General features: G+C 35.5%; 14 protein-coding genes. 13 read left to right on the top strand and 1 reads right to left on the bottom strand.

Annotated elements, in window-relative coordinates; all coding sequences use genetic code 11:
- Positions 1-36 precede the first annotated feature (36 nt).
- From D4A81_RS11565 to D4A81_RS11530, 8 genes are all read left to right on the top strand, one after another.
- Positions 37-1,032 (top strand): sugar ABC transporter substrate-binding protein, encoded by a 996-nt coding sequence (locus D4A81_RS11565; protein ID WP_111524276.1) that lies wholly within the window; start codon positions 37-39, stop codon positions 1,030-1,032.
- Positions 1,033-1,127: 95 nt separating this feature from the next.
- Positions 1,128-2,612, top strand: coding sequence for a sugar ABC transporter ATP-binding protein (locus D4A81_RS11560; protein WP_111524277.1), 1,485 nt, complete (start codon positions 1,128-1,130; stop codon positions 2,610-2,612).
- A 12-nt stretch (positions 2,613-2,624) separates the two neighbouring features.
- On the top strand, positions 2,625-3,596 hold the full coding sequence (locus D4A81_RS11555; RefSeq protein ID WP_111524278.1) for an ABC transporter permease: 972 nt from the start codon (positions 2,625-2,627) through the stop codon (positions 3,594-3,596).
- Positions 3,596-4,558 (top strand): sugar ABC transporter substrate-binding protein, encoded by a 963-nt coding sequence (locus tag D4A81_RS11550; protein ID WP_111524279.1) that lies wholly within the window; start codon positions 3,596-3,598, stop codon positions 4,556-4,558. Before D4A81_RS11555 ends, D4A81_RS11550 begins: the two co-directional genes overlap by 1 nt.
- 2 nt (positions 4,559-4,560) lie before the next feature.
- Positions 4,561-5,892 (top strand): sensor histidine kinase, encoded by a 1,332-nt coding sequence (locus tag D4A81_RS11545; RefSeq protein WP_111524280.1) that lies wholly within the window; start codon positions 4,561-4,563, stop codon positions 5,890-5,892.
- Positions 5,885-6,538 carry a response regulator transcription factor gene (locus D4A81_RS11540; protein WP_111524281.1) on the top strand — a complete coding sequence of 218 codons (654 nt, stop codon included), beginning with the start codon at positions 5,885-5,887 and terminating at the stop codon, positions 6,536-6,538. The genes D4A81_RS11545 and D4A81_RS11540 overlap by 8 nt, the downstream gene beginning before the upstream one ends.
- Positions 6,535-7,845, top strand: coding sequence for an ABC transporter substrate-binding protein (locus tag D4A81_RS11535; RefSeq protein ID WP_242977588.1), 1,311 nt, complete (start codon positions 6,535-6,537; stop codon positions 7,843-7,845). Before D4A81_RS11540 ends, D4A81_RS11535 begins: the two co-directional genes overlap by 4 nt.
- Positions 7,842-8,525, top strand: coding sequence for a D-lyxose/D-mannose family sugar isomerase (locus D4A81_RS11530; RefSeq protein ID WP_111524282.1), 684 nt, complete (start codon positions 7,842-7,844; stop codon positions 8,523-8,525). Before D4A81_RS11535 ends, D4A81_RS11530 begins: the two co-directional genes overlap by 4 nt.
- A 37-nt stretch (positions 8,526-8,562) precedes the next feature.
- On the opposite strand, the gene D4A81_RS11525 is transcribed toward D4A81_RS11530, so the two are convergent.
- Positions 8,563-9,444, bottom strand: coding sequence for an AraC family transcriptional regulator (locus D4A81_RS11525; RefSeq protein ID WP_111524283.1), 882 nt, complete (start codon positions 9,442-9,444; stop codon positions 8,563-8,565).
- A 104-nt stretch (positions 9,445-9,548) separates the two neighbouring features.
- Between D4A81_RS11525 and D4A81_RS11520 the strand changes: the two genes are divergently transcribed.
- The 5 genes from D4A81_RS11520 to D4A81_RS11500 all read left to right on the top strand — a co-directional run bounded on the left by D4A81_RS11520 (position 9,549) and on the right by D4A81_RS11500 (position 15,721).
- Entirely contained in the window at positions 9,549-11,120 is a 1,572-nt protein-coding gene (locus D4A81_RS11520; protein WP_111524284.1) for a glycoside hydrolase family 43 protein, read from the top strand.
- 10 nt (positions 11,121-11,130) lie between these two features.
- Positions 11,131-11,481 carry an arsenate reductase family protein gene (locus D4A81_RS11515; RefSeq protein ID WP_111524285.1) on the top strand — a complete coding sequence of 117 codons (351 nt, stop codon included), beginning with the start codon at positions 11,131-11,133 and terminating at the stop codon, positions 11,479-11,481.
- Positions 11,472-13,691, top strand: coding sequence for a glycoside hydrolase family 3 protein (locus D4A81_RS11510; RefSeq protein ID WP_111524286.1), 2,220 nt, complete (start codon positions 11,472-11,474; stop codon positions 13,689-13,691). The genes D4A81_RS11515 and D4A81_RS11510 overlap by 10 nt, the downstream gene beginning before the upstream one ends.
- Before the next feature lie 168 nt (positions 13,692-13,859).
- Complete coding sequence (locus D4A81_RS11505) at positions 13,860-14,774, top strand: dihydrodipicolinate synthase family protein (protein ID WP_111524287.1); 915 nt, start codon at positions 13,860-13,862, stop codon at positions 14,772-14,774.
- Entirely contained in the window at positions 14,771-15,721 is a 951-nt protein-coding gene (locus tag D4A81_RS11500; RefSeq protein ID WP_111524288.1) for an ROK family protein, read from the top strand. Before D4A81_RS11505 ends, D4A81_RS11500 begins: the two co-directional genes overlap by 4 nt.
- Positions 15,722-15,776: the final 55 nt, after the last annotated feature.

Genomic DNA, 15,776 nt, shown 5'->3' with positions numbered 1-15,776 from the left:
ACATCATCACCCCAAGGGGTAAAAAGAGGAGGATTTATGAGAAGAAAGTTAATGGCAGGTGCAATGGCACTGTTAATGGCAGGAAGTTTAGTAGCATGTGGTGGTGGAGAGACAAAGACCACATCTGAGGGAGAAAGCAAAGAGGCTGCTACAACAGCACAGAGCGGTGAAAAGAAGCATTATAAATTTGGATATACATGTATGGATGGAACAAATCCATTCTTCGTTACCATTCAGGGCAAGATTAAGGAATTGGTAGAGGCTAATGGAGATGAGCTTATCGTTACAGATCCCGGAAATGATGTTACAAAGCAAATTTCACAGGTTGAGGATATGCTTTCACAGAATCTTGATGGATTGTTTATGAATCCTGTTGATGCACAGGGAATCATTCCTGCACTTGATCTTGCAAAGGAAGCCGGAGTACCTATGGTAGGATTTGATACAGAAGTAGGAGATATGTCTTATTTAGTATCATACACAGGATCAGATAACTACAATGCAGGAAAGGTTGTAGGAGAGGATCTTGTTAAGAAGGTACCTAATGGTGGAAAGATCATAGTTCTTGATTCACCTACTATGCAGTCAGTTGTAGATAGAACAAATGGATTTATGGATGCTATAAAAGACCATGGATTTGAAGTAGTGGCACAGCAGGATGCAAAGGGAAATCTTCAGGTAGCAATGGGTATTGCAGAGGATCTTTTACAGTCAAATCCTGATGTAGTTGCTATATTTGGTGGAAATGATCCGACAGCTTTAGGAGCTTTGGCAGCAGCAAATGCAGCAGGTATTAAGGACTGTTTAATTTATGGTGTTGACGGTTCACCGGATATCAAGTCAGAGCTTGCATCAGGTAATTCTTTAATAGAGGGTAGTGGTGCTCAGTCTCCGGTTTCTATTGCAGAGCAGGCAGTTAAGATTATGTATGATTATGTTGAGGGAAAGCAGGTTGATGAGAGATATCCTGTAGAAACATTCCTTATCACATCAGACAATGTAGCACAGTACGGAACAGACGGTTGGCAGTAAGCAATCGCAGTACTTGTAAAATACTATTATTAATATAATAAAATTTTAGGCATCCTAAGGGATGCCTTATTTAGAGAATAAGAGCAGGTGAAACAGTGGCAGACAATATTTTATTGAGAATGAAAAATATATCTAAGAGCTTCCCCGGAGTTAAAGCCTTAGATAAAGTAAACCTTGAATTGAGGGCAGGAGAAGTACATGCACTGTTGGGAGAAAATGGTGCAGGAAAAAGCACATTGATAAAAGTACTTGGTGGAATATACAGCCTCGATGAAGGAGAAATAGAGATAGAAGGAAAGAAAGTATCTATAGAATCAGTACATGATGCTTCAAGAAACAATATTTCTATAATACATCAGGAGTTGGTATTAGTGCCATATATGACGGTGGCAGAAAATATATATCTGGGCAGGGAATCCGGTAAGGGCTTCACTGTAAATATTTCTAAAATGGAAAAAGATGCCCAAAAGATTTTAGATGATCTGGGTATGGATATAGATGCAAGAGAATTGGTCATGAATTTGCCTATAGCTAAGCAGCAAATGGTTGAGATAACAAAGGCTGTATCAGTTAACGCAAAGATATTGGTTATGGACGAGCCGACATCTTCTATAAGTGATAGAGAGGTAGAAAATCTTTTTAATATTATGAGAGATTTGACTAAGAAGGGCGTAGGTATTATCTATATATCACATAAGATGAGTGAGCTTGAGGAAATATGTGATAGAGTAACTGTAATGAGAGATGGTGAATATGTTGGAACAAAGGTAGTTAAGGAAACCAATAAGGATGAGCTTATAGCCATGATGGTTGGAAGAACTTTGACAAACTACTATGTAAGAGACTTTTTGCCTACAGATGAGGTTATACTTAAAGTAGAAAATCTAAAAGATGGTGATAAAGTAAAAGAAGTCAGCTTTGAACTTAGAAAAGGTGAGATAATCGGTTTTGCAGGACTTGTAGGTGCAGGAAGAAGTGAAGCTATGCAGGCCATATTCGGACTCTCAAAAGATGTGTCAGGTGATATATATATTGAGGGAAAGAAAGTAAGTATAAAAGAGCCGAAAGATGCCATAAAGAATGGTCTGGCTTTGGTACCTGAGAGCAGAAAAGAACAGGGACTCTATTTGCTACAGGATATAAAATATAATACCACTATTGAAGTATTGGATGATTTTATAAAGAATTTAAAGGTAGATTCTAAAAAAGAGGTTGAGATAACTAAGAAATATATAGATATGATGGCAACCAAGACACCTTCACAAGAGCAGATAATCTCTAATCTTTCAGGAGGAAATCAACAGAAGGTTATGATTGGAAGATGGTTGGCCACAAATCCCAAGATTCTTATTTTAGATGAGCCTACAAGAGGAATAGATGTGGGTGCAAAATCTGAAATATATAAGATAATGAATGATTTGGTAAAAAAAGGAGTTTCAATCATAATGATATCCTCAGAATTGCCTGAAATAATAAATATGAGTGACAGAGTATATGTTATGGGAGCAGGAACAATAAGAGGTTGTATAAATCACGAAGAAATATCACAGGAAAGTATTATGGCATTAGCAGCTATATGATGGAGGTAAAAAGTGAAAAAATCGAATAATATCAAGGCTTTAAATTTTTTCAAAGAGAATATGGGAATCATTATCGCATTGCTGGTGCTGGCAATATTCCTTACAGTATTTCCTGCTACAAGCAGCTCATTCCCTACAGCAAAGAATGTTTTTAATGTACTTAGACAGATTTCTACAAATATGCTCCTTGCATGTGGAATGACTATGGTAATCATACTTGGAGGTATTGATTTGTCGGTAGGTTCAGTAATAGCACTTTCAGGTGTATTTGCTGCAGGATGTGTGTCCAGATATGGTATGAGTATACATTTGGCAATGATTATAGGAATACTCATAGGACTTATAATAGGTGCATTCAATGGTTTTGTTATTTCAAGAACTACTATACCTCCATTTATCGTGACATTGGCTACAATGAATATTGCCAGAGGACTTGCAGGTGTGTATACTGGAGGTTCACCGGTACGAGTAGTATCTAAGGAATGGCAATGGATAGGTGCAGGATATGTAGGAATTTTTCCGGTACCCGTTATCATAATGATAATAATCTTTATAGTTTCAGTCCTTATAATGAATAGAACAAAAATAGGTAGATATATATATGCAGTCGGTGGAAATACACTTGCAGCCAGATTTTCAGGCATAAGTGTTTCAAAAGTAAAATTCATGGTGTATACTTATTCAGGACTTATGGCAGGACTTGCAGGAGTTATCTTAGCTTCACGTATGTACTCAGGACAGCCTACAGCAGGCGATGGTGCTGAGATGGATGCCATAGCTGCGGTAGTAGTAGGTGGAACATCTATGTCAGGTGGATATGGAAAACTTGGAGGTACATTGATAGGTGCCCTAATTATAGGAATTCTTAGTAATGGACTTAACCTTATGAATGTAAATTCTTTCTGGCAGACAGTTGTAAAAGGTATCGTTATACTATTGGCAGTATTTATCGACTATATTAGAAATTTAAAAAAGAGTAAATAATGAAAATAATTGACAAAAACAGGCTAAGGGCATTTTTTATGCTCTTAGCATATGTTTTTTTATTGTGTTTATTTATAGTTTTGCTAAAGTCAAGGAATAATGATAAGAAGGTTGTCTTTGGCTCAACTTATATGACAATGAATAATCCATACTTCAATGTTCTTAATGAAAATATTAGAGATACTATTGAAGCAAATGGTGATATACTTATAACTAGAGATCCGGCACAAAGTCAGGAGAGACAGAATGCACAGATCATAGATATGCTCAATGAAGGCATCGATATCTTATTTGTAAATGCTGTAGATAGAAGCGGTATCGAAAGTGCTTTAACAGAATGCAAGAAAAGAGGTGTACCGGTTATACTGCTGGATACTGATGTGGATGATAGAGTGGGAGTAATAAGTACGATTCAGTCAAATAATTATGAGGCAGGCGTATTATTGGCAAAGGATTTGATAAGAAAAATGCCTGAGGGTGCTAATATACTTGTTGTTGAAAATCTGATTGCTTCATCAATGGTTCAAAGAAGAAAAGGGTTTATGGATACCATAGCAAATGATTCAAGATATGAAATAGTTGATGAGATAGACGGTGTCAGTGAAATAGAAACAGTGAATGATACCATGAGTGAATACCTGGAAAAAAACAATAAGGAATTTGATGTTATATTTGGGCTAAATGATCCCACAGCTATAGGAGCACTTGCAGCATTAAGAGAAAAGAGTGAAAAGAGAGTTTTGATCTATGGTGTAGACGGTTCTCCGGATGCAAAGGAGCTTATAAAGCAGGGTCTGTTTACAGCAACAGTAGCACAGCATCCAATATATATGGGGAGAGAAGCTGCAAGAGTTGCATATGATTATCTAGAAGGTAAGAAAGTGGAACAGGATATTTATATAAAAGTTGATTTGATAAATGCCGGCAATATAAGTAGATTTGATATATCGAAGTGGCAATAAATATGAAAAGTATAGGATATTTGAGAATAAATACAATACTGGAATTGATGCTTGGAATATCTCTTTCGGCAATGATTTTGATCTCAGGATTTATATGGATAGTGACCGAAAGAATTATAAGTGTACATGAGGCTAAGATATTTTTATCAAATGCAGTTAATGTTCCGGGAAATACATTTTATATATTTATATTTACTATCATATCTTCGATATGTTTTATATCAACCTTTTGTATTAGAAATAGTAGTATTGCAAATGATACAAGTATAATATCAGCAACATTTGTTATAGAGTTTGTATTGGAGTTGATATGTATAATACTGTTGAATTTTAATTATAATGGCATATTACTTTGGACTTTTGCAAACGCACTGATTTATTCGGTAAGGAATAAATATATGCCTATAGTGGTAATTATTGCAGCTTTAAGCTATTTATTTACAACACATGAACTTGTGAAGATCTTTATAAGAGTATATGATATTTCATCTTATATAGCTGTATGCAGCCAAAACCTACAAACATTGATTTTTTTTATTTACAATGTACTTAATCTAATGACAGTTGTATGTTTTATACTGTGCTGTATCATTATAATAGTGAGTAAGGAGGAGATAATAGAGAAAAATCTGGAATTGAATAAAAGACTTGAGGTAGCAAATCAGGATTTACAAAGGACAAATGAAGAGCTTGAAAGATCTTTGATGGATAATGCCAGATTGGCAGAAATAAAGGAGAGAAATCGTATTGCCAGAGAGATACATGATACCTTGGGACATACTCTTACAGGTTTGGCTGCAGGTATAGATGCTTGCATAGCATTGGCAGGAAATAAAGAAACTCCACTAAGAAATCAACTGGATCTACTCTCAAGAGTGAGTAGAAAAGGTATACAGGATATAAGAATGAGTGTAAGTTCATTGAGGCCTGATGCTCCACAGAGGTTAAATCTAAAAAATGCTATAGAGGAGTTAGTAGAAAACACTATAAAAATTGCAAATGTAAATATTGTGTTTAATTGTGATGCCGGTGATTTAAAGTTTGATGAAGATGAAGAAATGGCAATATATAGAATTGTACAGGAGAGTCTAACAAATTCTATAAGACATGGTAAGGCAAAAAATATAGATGTTTCTATAAAGAAAGGATATGGAAGTATAGGACTTTTAATATGTGATGACGGAGTTGGATGTGAAAATATAGAGGCAGGCTTTGGACTTAGACATATCAGAGAAAGAGTGAACATGCTAAAAGGTCAGGTAAACTTTAGTAGTGATAATGGATTTAGAGTGGAAGCTATGATACCGATAAGATGGGGAGAGGAATATGGTTAAGGTTTTAATTGCAGATGATCAGGAATTAATACGAGAAAGCTTAAAGATAATCCTTGACAGTAAGCCGGATATTGAAGTGACGGATGCAGTTGCAGACGGTTTGGAAGTTATACGAAGTGTAAGAGAAAATAGACCGGATATAATACTGCTTGATATTAGAATGCCAAGACTTGACGGAGTATCATGTACAAAAATAATAAAAGAGGGATATCCTGATATAAAAATCATCATACTTACTACATTTGATGATGATGAATATGTATTTAATGCTCTAAAGTATGGTGCAAGTGGCTATCTTTTAAAGGGTATAAGTATGGACAGCCTGGTGGAGGCTATAAATACAGTATATCATGGGCAGGCAATGATAAATCCGGATATAGCTTCAAAAGTTTTGAAATTTTTCTCAAAGCTTGCAGTAAATAATGAAAATATACATGTACCGTCAGAGAATGTAAGAACCATTACCAAAAATGAATGGGTTATAATAGAAGAGGTGGCTAAGGGCAAGAGCAATAAGGAAATTGCAAAAGAACTGAATTTTTCGGAAGGAACTGTAAGAAATTATCTATCAACAATATTGGATAAATTGGAGCTTAGAGACAGAACACAGCTGGCAATATGGGCTGTGGGCAGAGGTGAACTGTGAAAAAAAGCAGAATAAAATCGGCTATAGTAATAATAGCGATAATATTTTTATTATGCCTGTTTTTCTATGAATGCATACCTAAGGAAACAGTTATAGAATTTGCAATGTTTAATGGAAGTAACTGGGGGGTAGCTGTACAGGAGAGCTATTCAGTAATTGATAAAGCTATAGAAAAGTTTGAAAAGGAACACAAGGGAGTAAAGATTAAATATGTCAGCGGCATAACTAAGGATGACTATAGTGAGTGGATGTCTGAGAGAATTTTAAAGGATAATATGCCGGATATATTTATGGTGCTTGATGAAGACTTTGAGAAATATGTAAACCTTGGAATTATAGAGAAACTGGATAAGTATGTACTTGAAGATAATGATTTTGATATACACAAGTATTACACAGAAATTGCAAATTCAGGAGTTTTTGCGGGGCATAGATACGCGTTGCCCTATGAAGCTATGCCGACTCTTATGTTTGTAAACAGAACATTACTTGAAAACTTTCACTTGGATATACCAAAGAATGACTATACCTTCGATGATTTTTATAGAGCTTGTAGGATGATAACTTTGGATAGGAATCTGGATGGAAGCCCAGACTATTTTGGTATATATAAATATGACTGGATAAATGCGGCACTCTCAAATGATGTAATGCTGTTTTCAAAAGATGGTAAGAAATCATATTTTAATGATGAGAAACTTGCTGAGTCAATAAGATTTGTTAAGAGCCTGGAATCGCTTAATGGGAATCATAATATAACAAAAGAGGAGTTTGACAGCGGAAATGTAGCATTTAGTCAGATGTCTCTTGCAGAGTACAGGACATATAAGTCTTATCCGTATAAGATAAAAAAATATACCGGTTTTGCATGGGACTGTATACCTATGCCGGCAGGTAAATCCGGTAATAATGTGAGTATGATCGACAGTTTGGATATTGGAATAAGCTCAAAATCTAAAAAGAAGAGACTTGCATGGGAGTTTTTAAAGACTCTTACCTATGATACACAGATACAGCAGGCATTATACAATGATATGCCGGTAGCATCTGTACTTAAGGAAGTGATGGAAAGCAAGGAATCGGAAAATATTTTCAAAGAGGATGAAGATATCATAGACTCAAAGTTGATCTGCCACATATTGGAAAATGGCAGTGGTAAGCCTAAATTTAGTGGGTATGAAGGAGCAATATCATTGGCTGATGCAAAAATTTCAAAATTGACTTTGGAAGATGATATAGAAAATGCACTTAGAATCTTACAAAGAGAAATGAGTAAATATTTATTACAAGAGAGGGGAAAAGAATGAAGAGATCACAAATCAACAGCATTATAAGAGAAATGGAGGAATTAATAAGACAAAATGGCTTTCACTTGCCTCCATTTTGTAACTGGACTCCAAATGATTGGAAGAGTAAGGGCCATGAATATGATGAGATTCGTGACAATATGTTAGGATGGGATATTACAGATTTTGGTTTGGGAGATTTTGATAAGATAGGTTTTGGCCTTATTACTATCAGAAATGGCAATAGGAATAATGATAAATATAAAAAGGTTTATGCAGAAAAACTATTGTTTCTTAGAGATAATATGATGGCACCTATGCATTTCCATTGGTTCAAATCAGAGGATATCATAAATAGAGGCGGAGGAACTCTTTTGATTAAGGTGTATAATGATGATGGTAAGGGTGGACTGAGTGATTCTGATGTACTTATAAACTCTGATGGGAGGTCTTATTATGTAAAGGCCGGAAGCATGGTAAAGCTTTTACCTGGAGAGAGTATCACCATATGGCCGCATCAGTACCATGAATTTCATGTGGAAGAAGGAAGTGGAAGTGTGCTTATAGGTGAGGTATCACAGTGTAATGATGATAATATAGATAACAGGTTCTATGAAGATATAGGCAGATTCCCAAAGATAGAAGAGGATGAAGAACCTTACAGATTGCTTTGTAACGAGTATCCGGTAGCTGTAGATTAAAAAAAGAGTCTTGCAGGAGTATCTCCTGCAAGGCTCTTTAAAACTTTCTGCTATCTTCTTTTTTTCTGTATTCCGAGGGAGAACAGTTCTTTAATGATTTAAAAGTTCTGTTAAAGGCACTGAGTGAGGAAAAACCGGAACTTAATGCAATATCCAGCACTGTGTATTCAGATTTTGCCAAAAGTTCCTCAGCCTTTGATACCCTCTTGTTATTTAAATATTCATAAAATGTCATGTTCATACATTGCTTAAATATTCTGGAAAAATGAAATTTTGAAAAACCGGTTATATCTGCTGCGTCATCTAAAGAAATAGCTTTTGTGAAGTTTTCATTGATATAGTTACAAGCAGTCATTATTGTTTCCATATATTCTTTTTTCTTTGAAGGATTATTATATACAGGCATCTTTGTGATAGTCCTGCCCCATATAGCATTTCTGCCTAAATAAACAAAAATCTCAATAATGCAAGCATATATTGATGCTTCAAAAAATGATTTTTGTTGATCGTATTCTACAGCGATAGCATCCATATGTTTTTTTATAAAGCTGTATATTCTGTCTTCATCATTGTTTTCACTTATAAAAATATACTCAGGTAGAAGAGTGAGCAATGTCTCCATTCCCTTTATAGAATATAAAATATAGTCACTGAACTGGAGAATTATTCTTTCACCGGTATTTGGAGCTTTTAGGGAATGTAGAACACCTGAGTTTATAATAAATATATCTCCTTCATTGAGATGGAATTTATTATTGCCTATAAACACTTGATATCCGTTTTTTATAGGCATTATTATCTCAATAGCAGTATGCCAATGCTCCGGATAATCTTCATATTCCCCATTATTAAAAAGTCGTATACCAAGTGGACTTTTAAAATCTATTATTTCATGTGTTCCTTCAAGTATTTCTATCATAAATCACCACTGAATCATTTAAATTATTTCGGAAATTTTGTATAATACAGATACCATTTTAATTCAAATTTTTTAAATAAGCAATGATAAGTAAAGGAGGGGACATGCTTTTTGAGAACCCTATATTACCGGGATTTTATCCGGATCCGTCTATATGTAAGGTGAATGAAGACTATTATCTGGTAACATCTTCATTTGTATATTTTCCGGGTTTGCCGATATTTCATAGTAAGGATTTGGTACATTGGGAACAGATAGGACATGGAATTTCAAGAGAAGAACAAATAGATTATAAAAATGTGGAAACATCTTTGGGACTTTGGGCTCCTACTATAAGATATCATAAAGGTATGTTTTATATTATAAATACATTTGTTTCCGGAGGTAGGGAAGTATATAGAGATAACTTTATTATTACTGCCAAAGATCCGGCAGGAGAATGGTCAGATCCTGTTTTTATAGAGGGTGCGGACGGTATAGATCCGAGTTTATTTTTTGATGCTGACGGCAGACTTTATTATACCGGAAATTTTATAGTTGAAAGCCCTGAATATGAGGGTCACCATGGCATATATATCTGCGAACTTGACAAGGAAAGTTTTCAGTTTATAGGTGAGAGAAAAATTATATGGAACGGAAAAGATACACACTCAAAATGGATAGAAGCTCCACATATATATTTTAGAGATAGTTATTATTATTTGATGGTCGCTGAGGGAGGCACTTTTACAAATCATTCAGTTATGATATCAAGATCAAAGGATATTTTTGGACCGTATGAGCCATGTGACAGGAATCCTATAGTTACCCATAGATATTTGAGCCTGCAAAGAGAAATCTCTGTGGTAGGACATGGGGATCTTATAGAGGATGACAATGGTGATCTTTGGATGGTTTTACTGGGGGTAAGACCTTATGGAGATACTCATTTTAACCTTGGCAGGGAGACTTTCCTTATACCGATGATATGGGAAAATGATGGATGGCCAAGAGTAAACAATGAAAATGGGTTGGTGAATAAAATAGAAAAAGCTCCTAATTTAAAAAGATTTAATGCTGATGTAGCTTCAGGATTTGACAGTTTTGACTCTGAGAAGCTTAGATTTATATGGAACAGTATTCATCCATTGTCAAAGGAGTACTATTCTATAGCAGATAAAAAAGGCTATCTCTCATTACATTGTAAAAATGAGAATTTGGAAGAGATAGCCACTCCGGCATTTATTGGGAGAAGACAGCAGCATCTGAACTTTATGTTTAATACAAAGATGGAGTTTGAGCCAAAAAATCAGGAGGAGGCCGGTATTGCTTTGGTACAGGATGACAGATACCACTATACATTCACATTGTTAAATGTCTTGGGAAAGAAAAAGCTTGAGCTTAGAAGGACAAAGAATAAGAAGTTATCAGTGATTGCCAGAGCCTATATAAATGAGTATGTAGGTGAGCTTTATTTTAAAGTAGTTGGTAGTGAGGCCGGCTATAGTTTTTATTACAGTATCGATGGTAAAACCTATAATGTGATATATGAGAATGCAGATCTGAAAGTGCTTAGCTCCATAGCAAATGAGGGATTTACCGGTACATATATTGGAATGTATGCCACATCAAATCATTTTGATTCTGAGAATAGGGCGTACTTTGATTTTGCAAACTATGAAAGATTAGATAATTAGAGGAGGTTTTATGTTAGTATTTCATTATCCAAAATGTTCCACCTGTGTGAAGGCTAGAAAGTGGTTGAGAGATAGAAATGTAGATTTTACAGAGAAGAATATAGTGGAGGATACTCCAAGTGTGGAAGAGTTAAAGAAGGTTTTAGAGTATTCAGGTATTCCTATAAAGAAGCTTTTTAATACCAGCGGTATGCTATATAGGGAACTTAATATCAAAGAAAAAATGGATACTATGAGTGATGATGAAAAGCTCAAATTGCTTTCAGAAAATGGAATGCTCATAAAAAGACCTATAGTTTTGGGAGATGATTTTGCTTTTGTAGGTTTTAAGGAAAGTGAGTGGCAAAATAAATGGCAGTAAAGGCATCAGATAGAGTAAAGCTTTTTGAGAATAAAAACGGTGCAACCATCGGTAGTTGTGATCGAAAAATACTGGAAATTGACGGATTGTATTTTAAGGATATAGACGGCTCAGGAGTGTTTAAAGACTTTGATGACTGGAGAAAGTCTCCAATTCAAAGGGCAGAAAGTTATGTGAAGGTACTAAGCACAGATGAGAAGATAGGTTTGCTTTTTGCAAGTGATTGGAGAATGGGAATTGATCAGGAAGATAAGAGTAAGCTTGACGAATCAGGAGTATTGGATGAGGGAGAGCTTGTAAATGCTAAGACAATCTTCGGCATACAAAATCTGCCAAGTACATCTGTTGCCATTAAGGAATGGTTTGCAAGACATCTTATATTCAGAAAGAATCCAAGTCCTAAAGATCTTGTAGACTGGGTAAATCAGTTAAATGCAAAGGCTGAGGAATGTGAGCATTTTGTTCCGGTTGAAATAATCTCAAACTCAAGAAATGAAAATGGCGAGACCATATTCGGAATGAATGATGCTACAGGTGTGTTTGCAACCTGGCCGGGAACTCTTGGTATTGCAGCTATTGCAAAGGGTGAGGGACTTGGAGTTATAGAAGAATTCGGAAATACCATAAGAAAAGAATGGGATGCGACAGGTATCAAAAAAGGCTATATGTATATGGCTGATGTACTTACAGATCCAAGATGGCAAAGATCCTATGGTACATTCGGCGAGGATCCCAAACTTATAAGAGATATATTTGAAAAGCTTGTACCATTGGTTCAGGGAAGTGATAAAGGAGTTACTACTGACGGAGTGGCTATGACTGTAAAGCATTTTCCGGGTGGAGGTGCCAGAGAGAACGGTTTTGATCCACATTATAAGGCAGGGCAATGGAATGTATACGCTACAGAAAACAGCTTAAGAGATTATCATCTTCCGGCATTTGAGGCTGCTATAGCAAAGAATGTTTCATCTATAATGCCATACTATGCCAAGCCTGCAAGTGATAAGAGTGCAAGCCAAAAAGACCTTTGTGGCAATGATATAGAGATGAAACCTCTGGGATTTGCCTATAATGATTACTTTATAAAGAAACTTTTGAAAGAACAGCTTGGATTTAAAGGTTATATAAATTCAGATACAGGTATAGTCCACAATATGTGTTGGGGGGTTGAGGCTCTTGATACAGCTGAAAGAATTGCCTTTGCCATAAACAATGGTGAGGTGGATCTTATAAGTGGTTTATTTGATGTAAAAGAAACAAAAGAAGCCATTGACAGGGCGAGCAATGACTATTATGAGAGTCATGATATACCAGAAGGCTTTACAAAGGCTGATATTACACTGAGTGAAGCAGCACTTGATAAGGCAATAACAAGGACATTAACAGAGATGTTTGCACTTGGAATATTTGATAATCCATACAGAGATCCTAAAATAGCTGAAGAGATCATAAATGATAAGAAGGATAGAGAAGTCTCAGAGCTTGCTCATAGAAAGAGTGTGGTTTTATTAAAGAATGACGGAATTCTTCCTTTAAAGAAAGATGTGAAGGTCTATATAGAATGCTTTAATAAAAATGTAGAGCAGGCAAATGAAAGAAGCGAAAAGCTTAGAAAACTCTTTTTGGATAAGCTTAATATAGTAGAGGAATTTAAGGATGCAGATATTGCAATATTGCTTGTAAATCCAACTTCAGGAGAGTATTTCAATGCAACAAAGGGATATTTGGAGCTGGATATATGTGATAGCAAAACGGTTTGTAATGTAAGTGAAGACGGGCTTCCTATGGAAGAAACACATGAGGAAACCACTGTTGCAAATGCAAAGAGGATAAAAGAGATATATGAGATACTTCATAAGAATGGCGGTAAGGTAGTCGGAAATATAAATATATCGCTGCCATGGCTTTTGGGGGAGTTCGAGCCTTATGTGGATGCACTCTGTGCAGGATTTGATACTTATGATGAGGCTGTTGTGGATGTTATATTTGGAGATTTTTCACCTATAGCCAAGCTTCCACTTACATTGCCAAGGGGAGATGAAGTGATTACTGTAGATAAGAATGGAGTATGCATAAGTCCGAATGATGTACCGGGATATGATAAGGATAAATATATGCCTGAAAGTATGAAGGATGAAAACGGAAAGGCATATGCATATAGAGACAATGCAGGAAATTACTATGAGTTAGGATTTGGATTAAAATTATAATTTTAAATATTTTTATTTATTATTGACATTTCAATTTAGAAGATTTTTGGCAAAAATAACAAAGCATAGAAAGCATAGAAAATAGTTTCAAAATAATTTTTGATATTGAAAAACTATTCAATGAGTGTTATTCTTAGCATATAAATTATCTCTATATAAGGAGGAGCTATGAGAAACTTAGATAAATATAAGGGGGTCATTCCGGCATTTTATGCTTGTTATGATGACAATGGAGAGATCAGTCCGGAAAGAGTGAGAGCGCTTACAGAATACTTTGTTGATAAAAAGGTAAGAGGAGTATATGTCAACGGTTCTTCGGGTGAATGTATATACCAGAGTGTTGAAGACAGAAAAGTTGTGCTTGAGAATGTAATGAAGGCTAAGGGAGATCTTACTATAATAAATCACATTGCATGTAATAATACAAAAGACGGTATGGAACTTGCAGCTCATGCTGAGGGTCTGAAAGTAGATGCAATCGCTGCTATTCCACCCATATATTTCAAGCTTCCGGAATACGCTATTGCAGAGTACTGGAACGACTACAGTAGTGCAGCTCCAAATACCGATTTTATTATTTATAACATTCCACAGCTTGCAGGTGTGGCTTTAAGCAGAGGGCTCTATGCAAAGATGAGAGAGAATAAGAATGTTATAGGCGTAAAGAATTCTTCAATGCCGGTATTTGATATTCAGGGCTTTGTTAGAGATGGCGGTGATGACTATATAGTATTTAACGGTCCGGATGAGCAGTTTGTTTCAGGCAGAGTAATAGGTGCAAAGGCAGGTATAGGTGGAACATATGGTGCAATGCCGGAACTTTTCCTTGCTATGGATGAATGTATAAACAGTGGGGATATGAAGATTGCTAATGAGATTCAGTATTGTGTAAATGATATTATTGCGGCTCTTACTTCAGGACATGGAAATATGTATGCTATGATTAAGGAAGTACTTAGAATCAATGAGGGACTTGATATAGGTAGCGTTAGAAAGCCTTTGGTTGCATTGACAGATGATGATAAAGAGATTGCAAAATCAGCTGCTAAGATGATAGTTGATGCTAAAAAGAAATTTCTATGATGAATAAAGTATATTTAGGTATTGATATAGGTGGTACTGCTGCAAAGTTTGGCATAGTTGATGAGAATGGGAATATACTACACAGAGATGAGTTCTCAGTATCATTTGATGGATATGATACGCCCATACTGGAAACTGTTCTGGATAAAACAGATTATTTTGTGGCTTCAAGCGGTCTTGATATTGCTGAAATATCAGGTATTGGAATATCAGCCACAGGACAGATAGATTCTGAGAAAGGCGAAGTAATAGGTAGTGCCGGACATATAAAGAACTGGGTCGGATCAAAGATAAAGGAAAGTTTTGAAAAGAAGTACTCTATCAAAACTATAGTTATAAATGATGCAAACAGTGCAGCTCTTGGCGAGAAATGGATGGGTGCAGGAGTAGGATATAAGAATATAGTGGCTATAACCATTGGCACTGGAGTTGGTGGCGGCATTATAGTTGACGATAAGATCTTACTAGGAAAAAGAGGATTGGCAGGAGAGATAGGACATATAGTAATACATGGAAGTGGAGAGAGTTGTTCATGTGGAAATGTGGGTTGTATGGAAAGATATGCTTCTACCACAGCACTTGTAAGAAAGGTTGCAGCTGCAAAAGAAAAAGATCCGACAACATTTTCAGAGGAATTTAATGATAATATCAATGGCAGAAAGATATTTGATGCAATAAATGAAAATATTGTAATTCCTCAAATAGTGGATGAGTGGGTGGAAGATATTTCACTTGGAATTATATCACTTGTACATATCTTTAATCCTGAGAAAGTCATTATAGGCGGTGGAGTGAGTGGTAGAAAAGAGTTTATTGAAAGTCTTAGTAAAAAAGTGCATGAAAAAGTAATGCCAAGATTCTCGGAAGGACTTGAGATAGTACCTGCAAAACTTGGAAATGACGCAGGCCTTATAGGTGCTATATATTATTTAATAGAAAGTAAATAAAATTGAGCTTTATTCCATAGTACTTGTCATTATGGAATAAAGCCCTTTTAATTTA

This window comes from Lachnoanaerobaculum umeaense, assembly GCF_003589745.1.
Classification (GTDB): domain Bacteria; phylum Bacillota; class Clostridia; order Lachnospirales; family Lachnospiraceae; genus Lachnoanaerobaculum; species Lachnoanaerobaculum umeaense.
Note: the sequence above shows the minus strand (reverse complement) of the source record. Positions and strands in the feature narration are given on the sequence as shown.

Bases quoted from the DNA above. Each gene is read 5' to 3' on its own strand.
- D4A81_RS11565 (WP_111524276.1), top strand. From the start codon at position 37: ATGAGAAGAAAGTTAATGGCAGGTGCAATGGCACTGTTAATGGCAGGA.
- D4A81_RS11550 (WP_111524279.1), top strand. From the start codon at position 3,596: ATGAAAATAATTGACAAAAACAGGCTAAGGGCATTTTTTATGCTCTTA.
- D4A81_RS11545 (WP_111524280.1), top strand. From the start codon at position 4,561: ATGAAAAGTATAGGATATTTGAGAATAAATACAATACTGGAATTGATG.
- D4A81_RS11540 (WP_111524281.1), top strand. From the start codon at position 5,885: ATGGTTAAGGTTTTAATTGCAGATGATCAGGAATTAATACGAGAAAGC.
- D4A81_RS11530 (WP_111524282.1), top strand. From the start codon at position 7,842: ATGAAGAGATCACAAATCAACAGCATTATAAGAGAAATGGAGGAATTA.
- D4A81_RS11525 (WP_111524283.1), bottom strand. From the start codon at position 9,444: ATGATAGAAATACTTGAAGGAACACATGAAATAATAGATTTTAAAAGT.
- D4A81_RS11520 (WP_111524284.1), top strand. From the start codon at position 9,549: ATGCTTTTTGAGAACCCTATATTACCGGGATTTTATCCGGATCCGTCT.
- D4A81_RS11515 (WP_111524285.1), top strand. From the start codon at position 11,131: ATGTTAGTATTTCATTATCCAAAATGTTCCACCTGTGTGAAGGCTAGA.
- D4A81_RS11510 (WP_111524286.1), top strand. From the start codon at position 11,472: ATGGCAGTAAAGGCATCAGATAGAGTAAAGCTTTTTGAGAATAAAAAC.
- D4A81_RS11505 (WP_111524287.1), top strand. From the start codon at position 13,860: ATGAGAAACTTAGATAAATATAAGGGGGTCATTCCGGCATTTTATGCT.
- D4A81_RS11500 (WP_111524288.1), top strand. From the start codon at position 14,771: ATGATGAATAAAGTATATTTAGGTATTGATATAGGTGGTACTGCTGCA.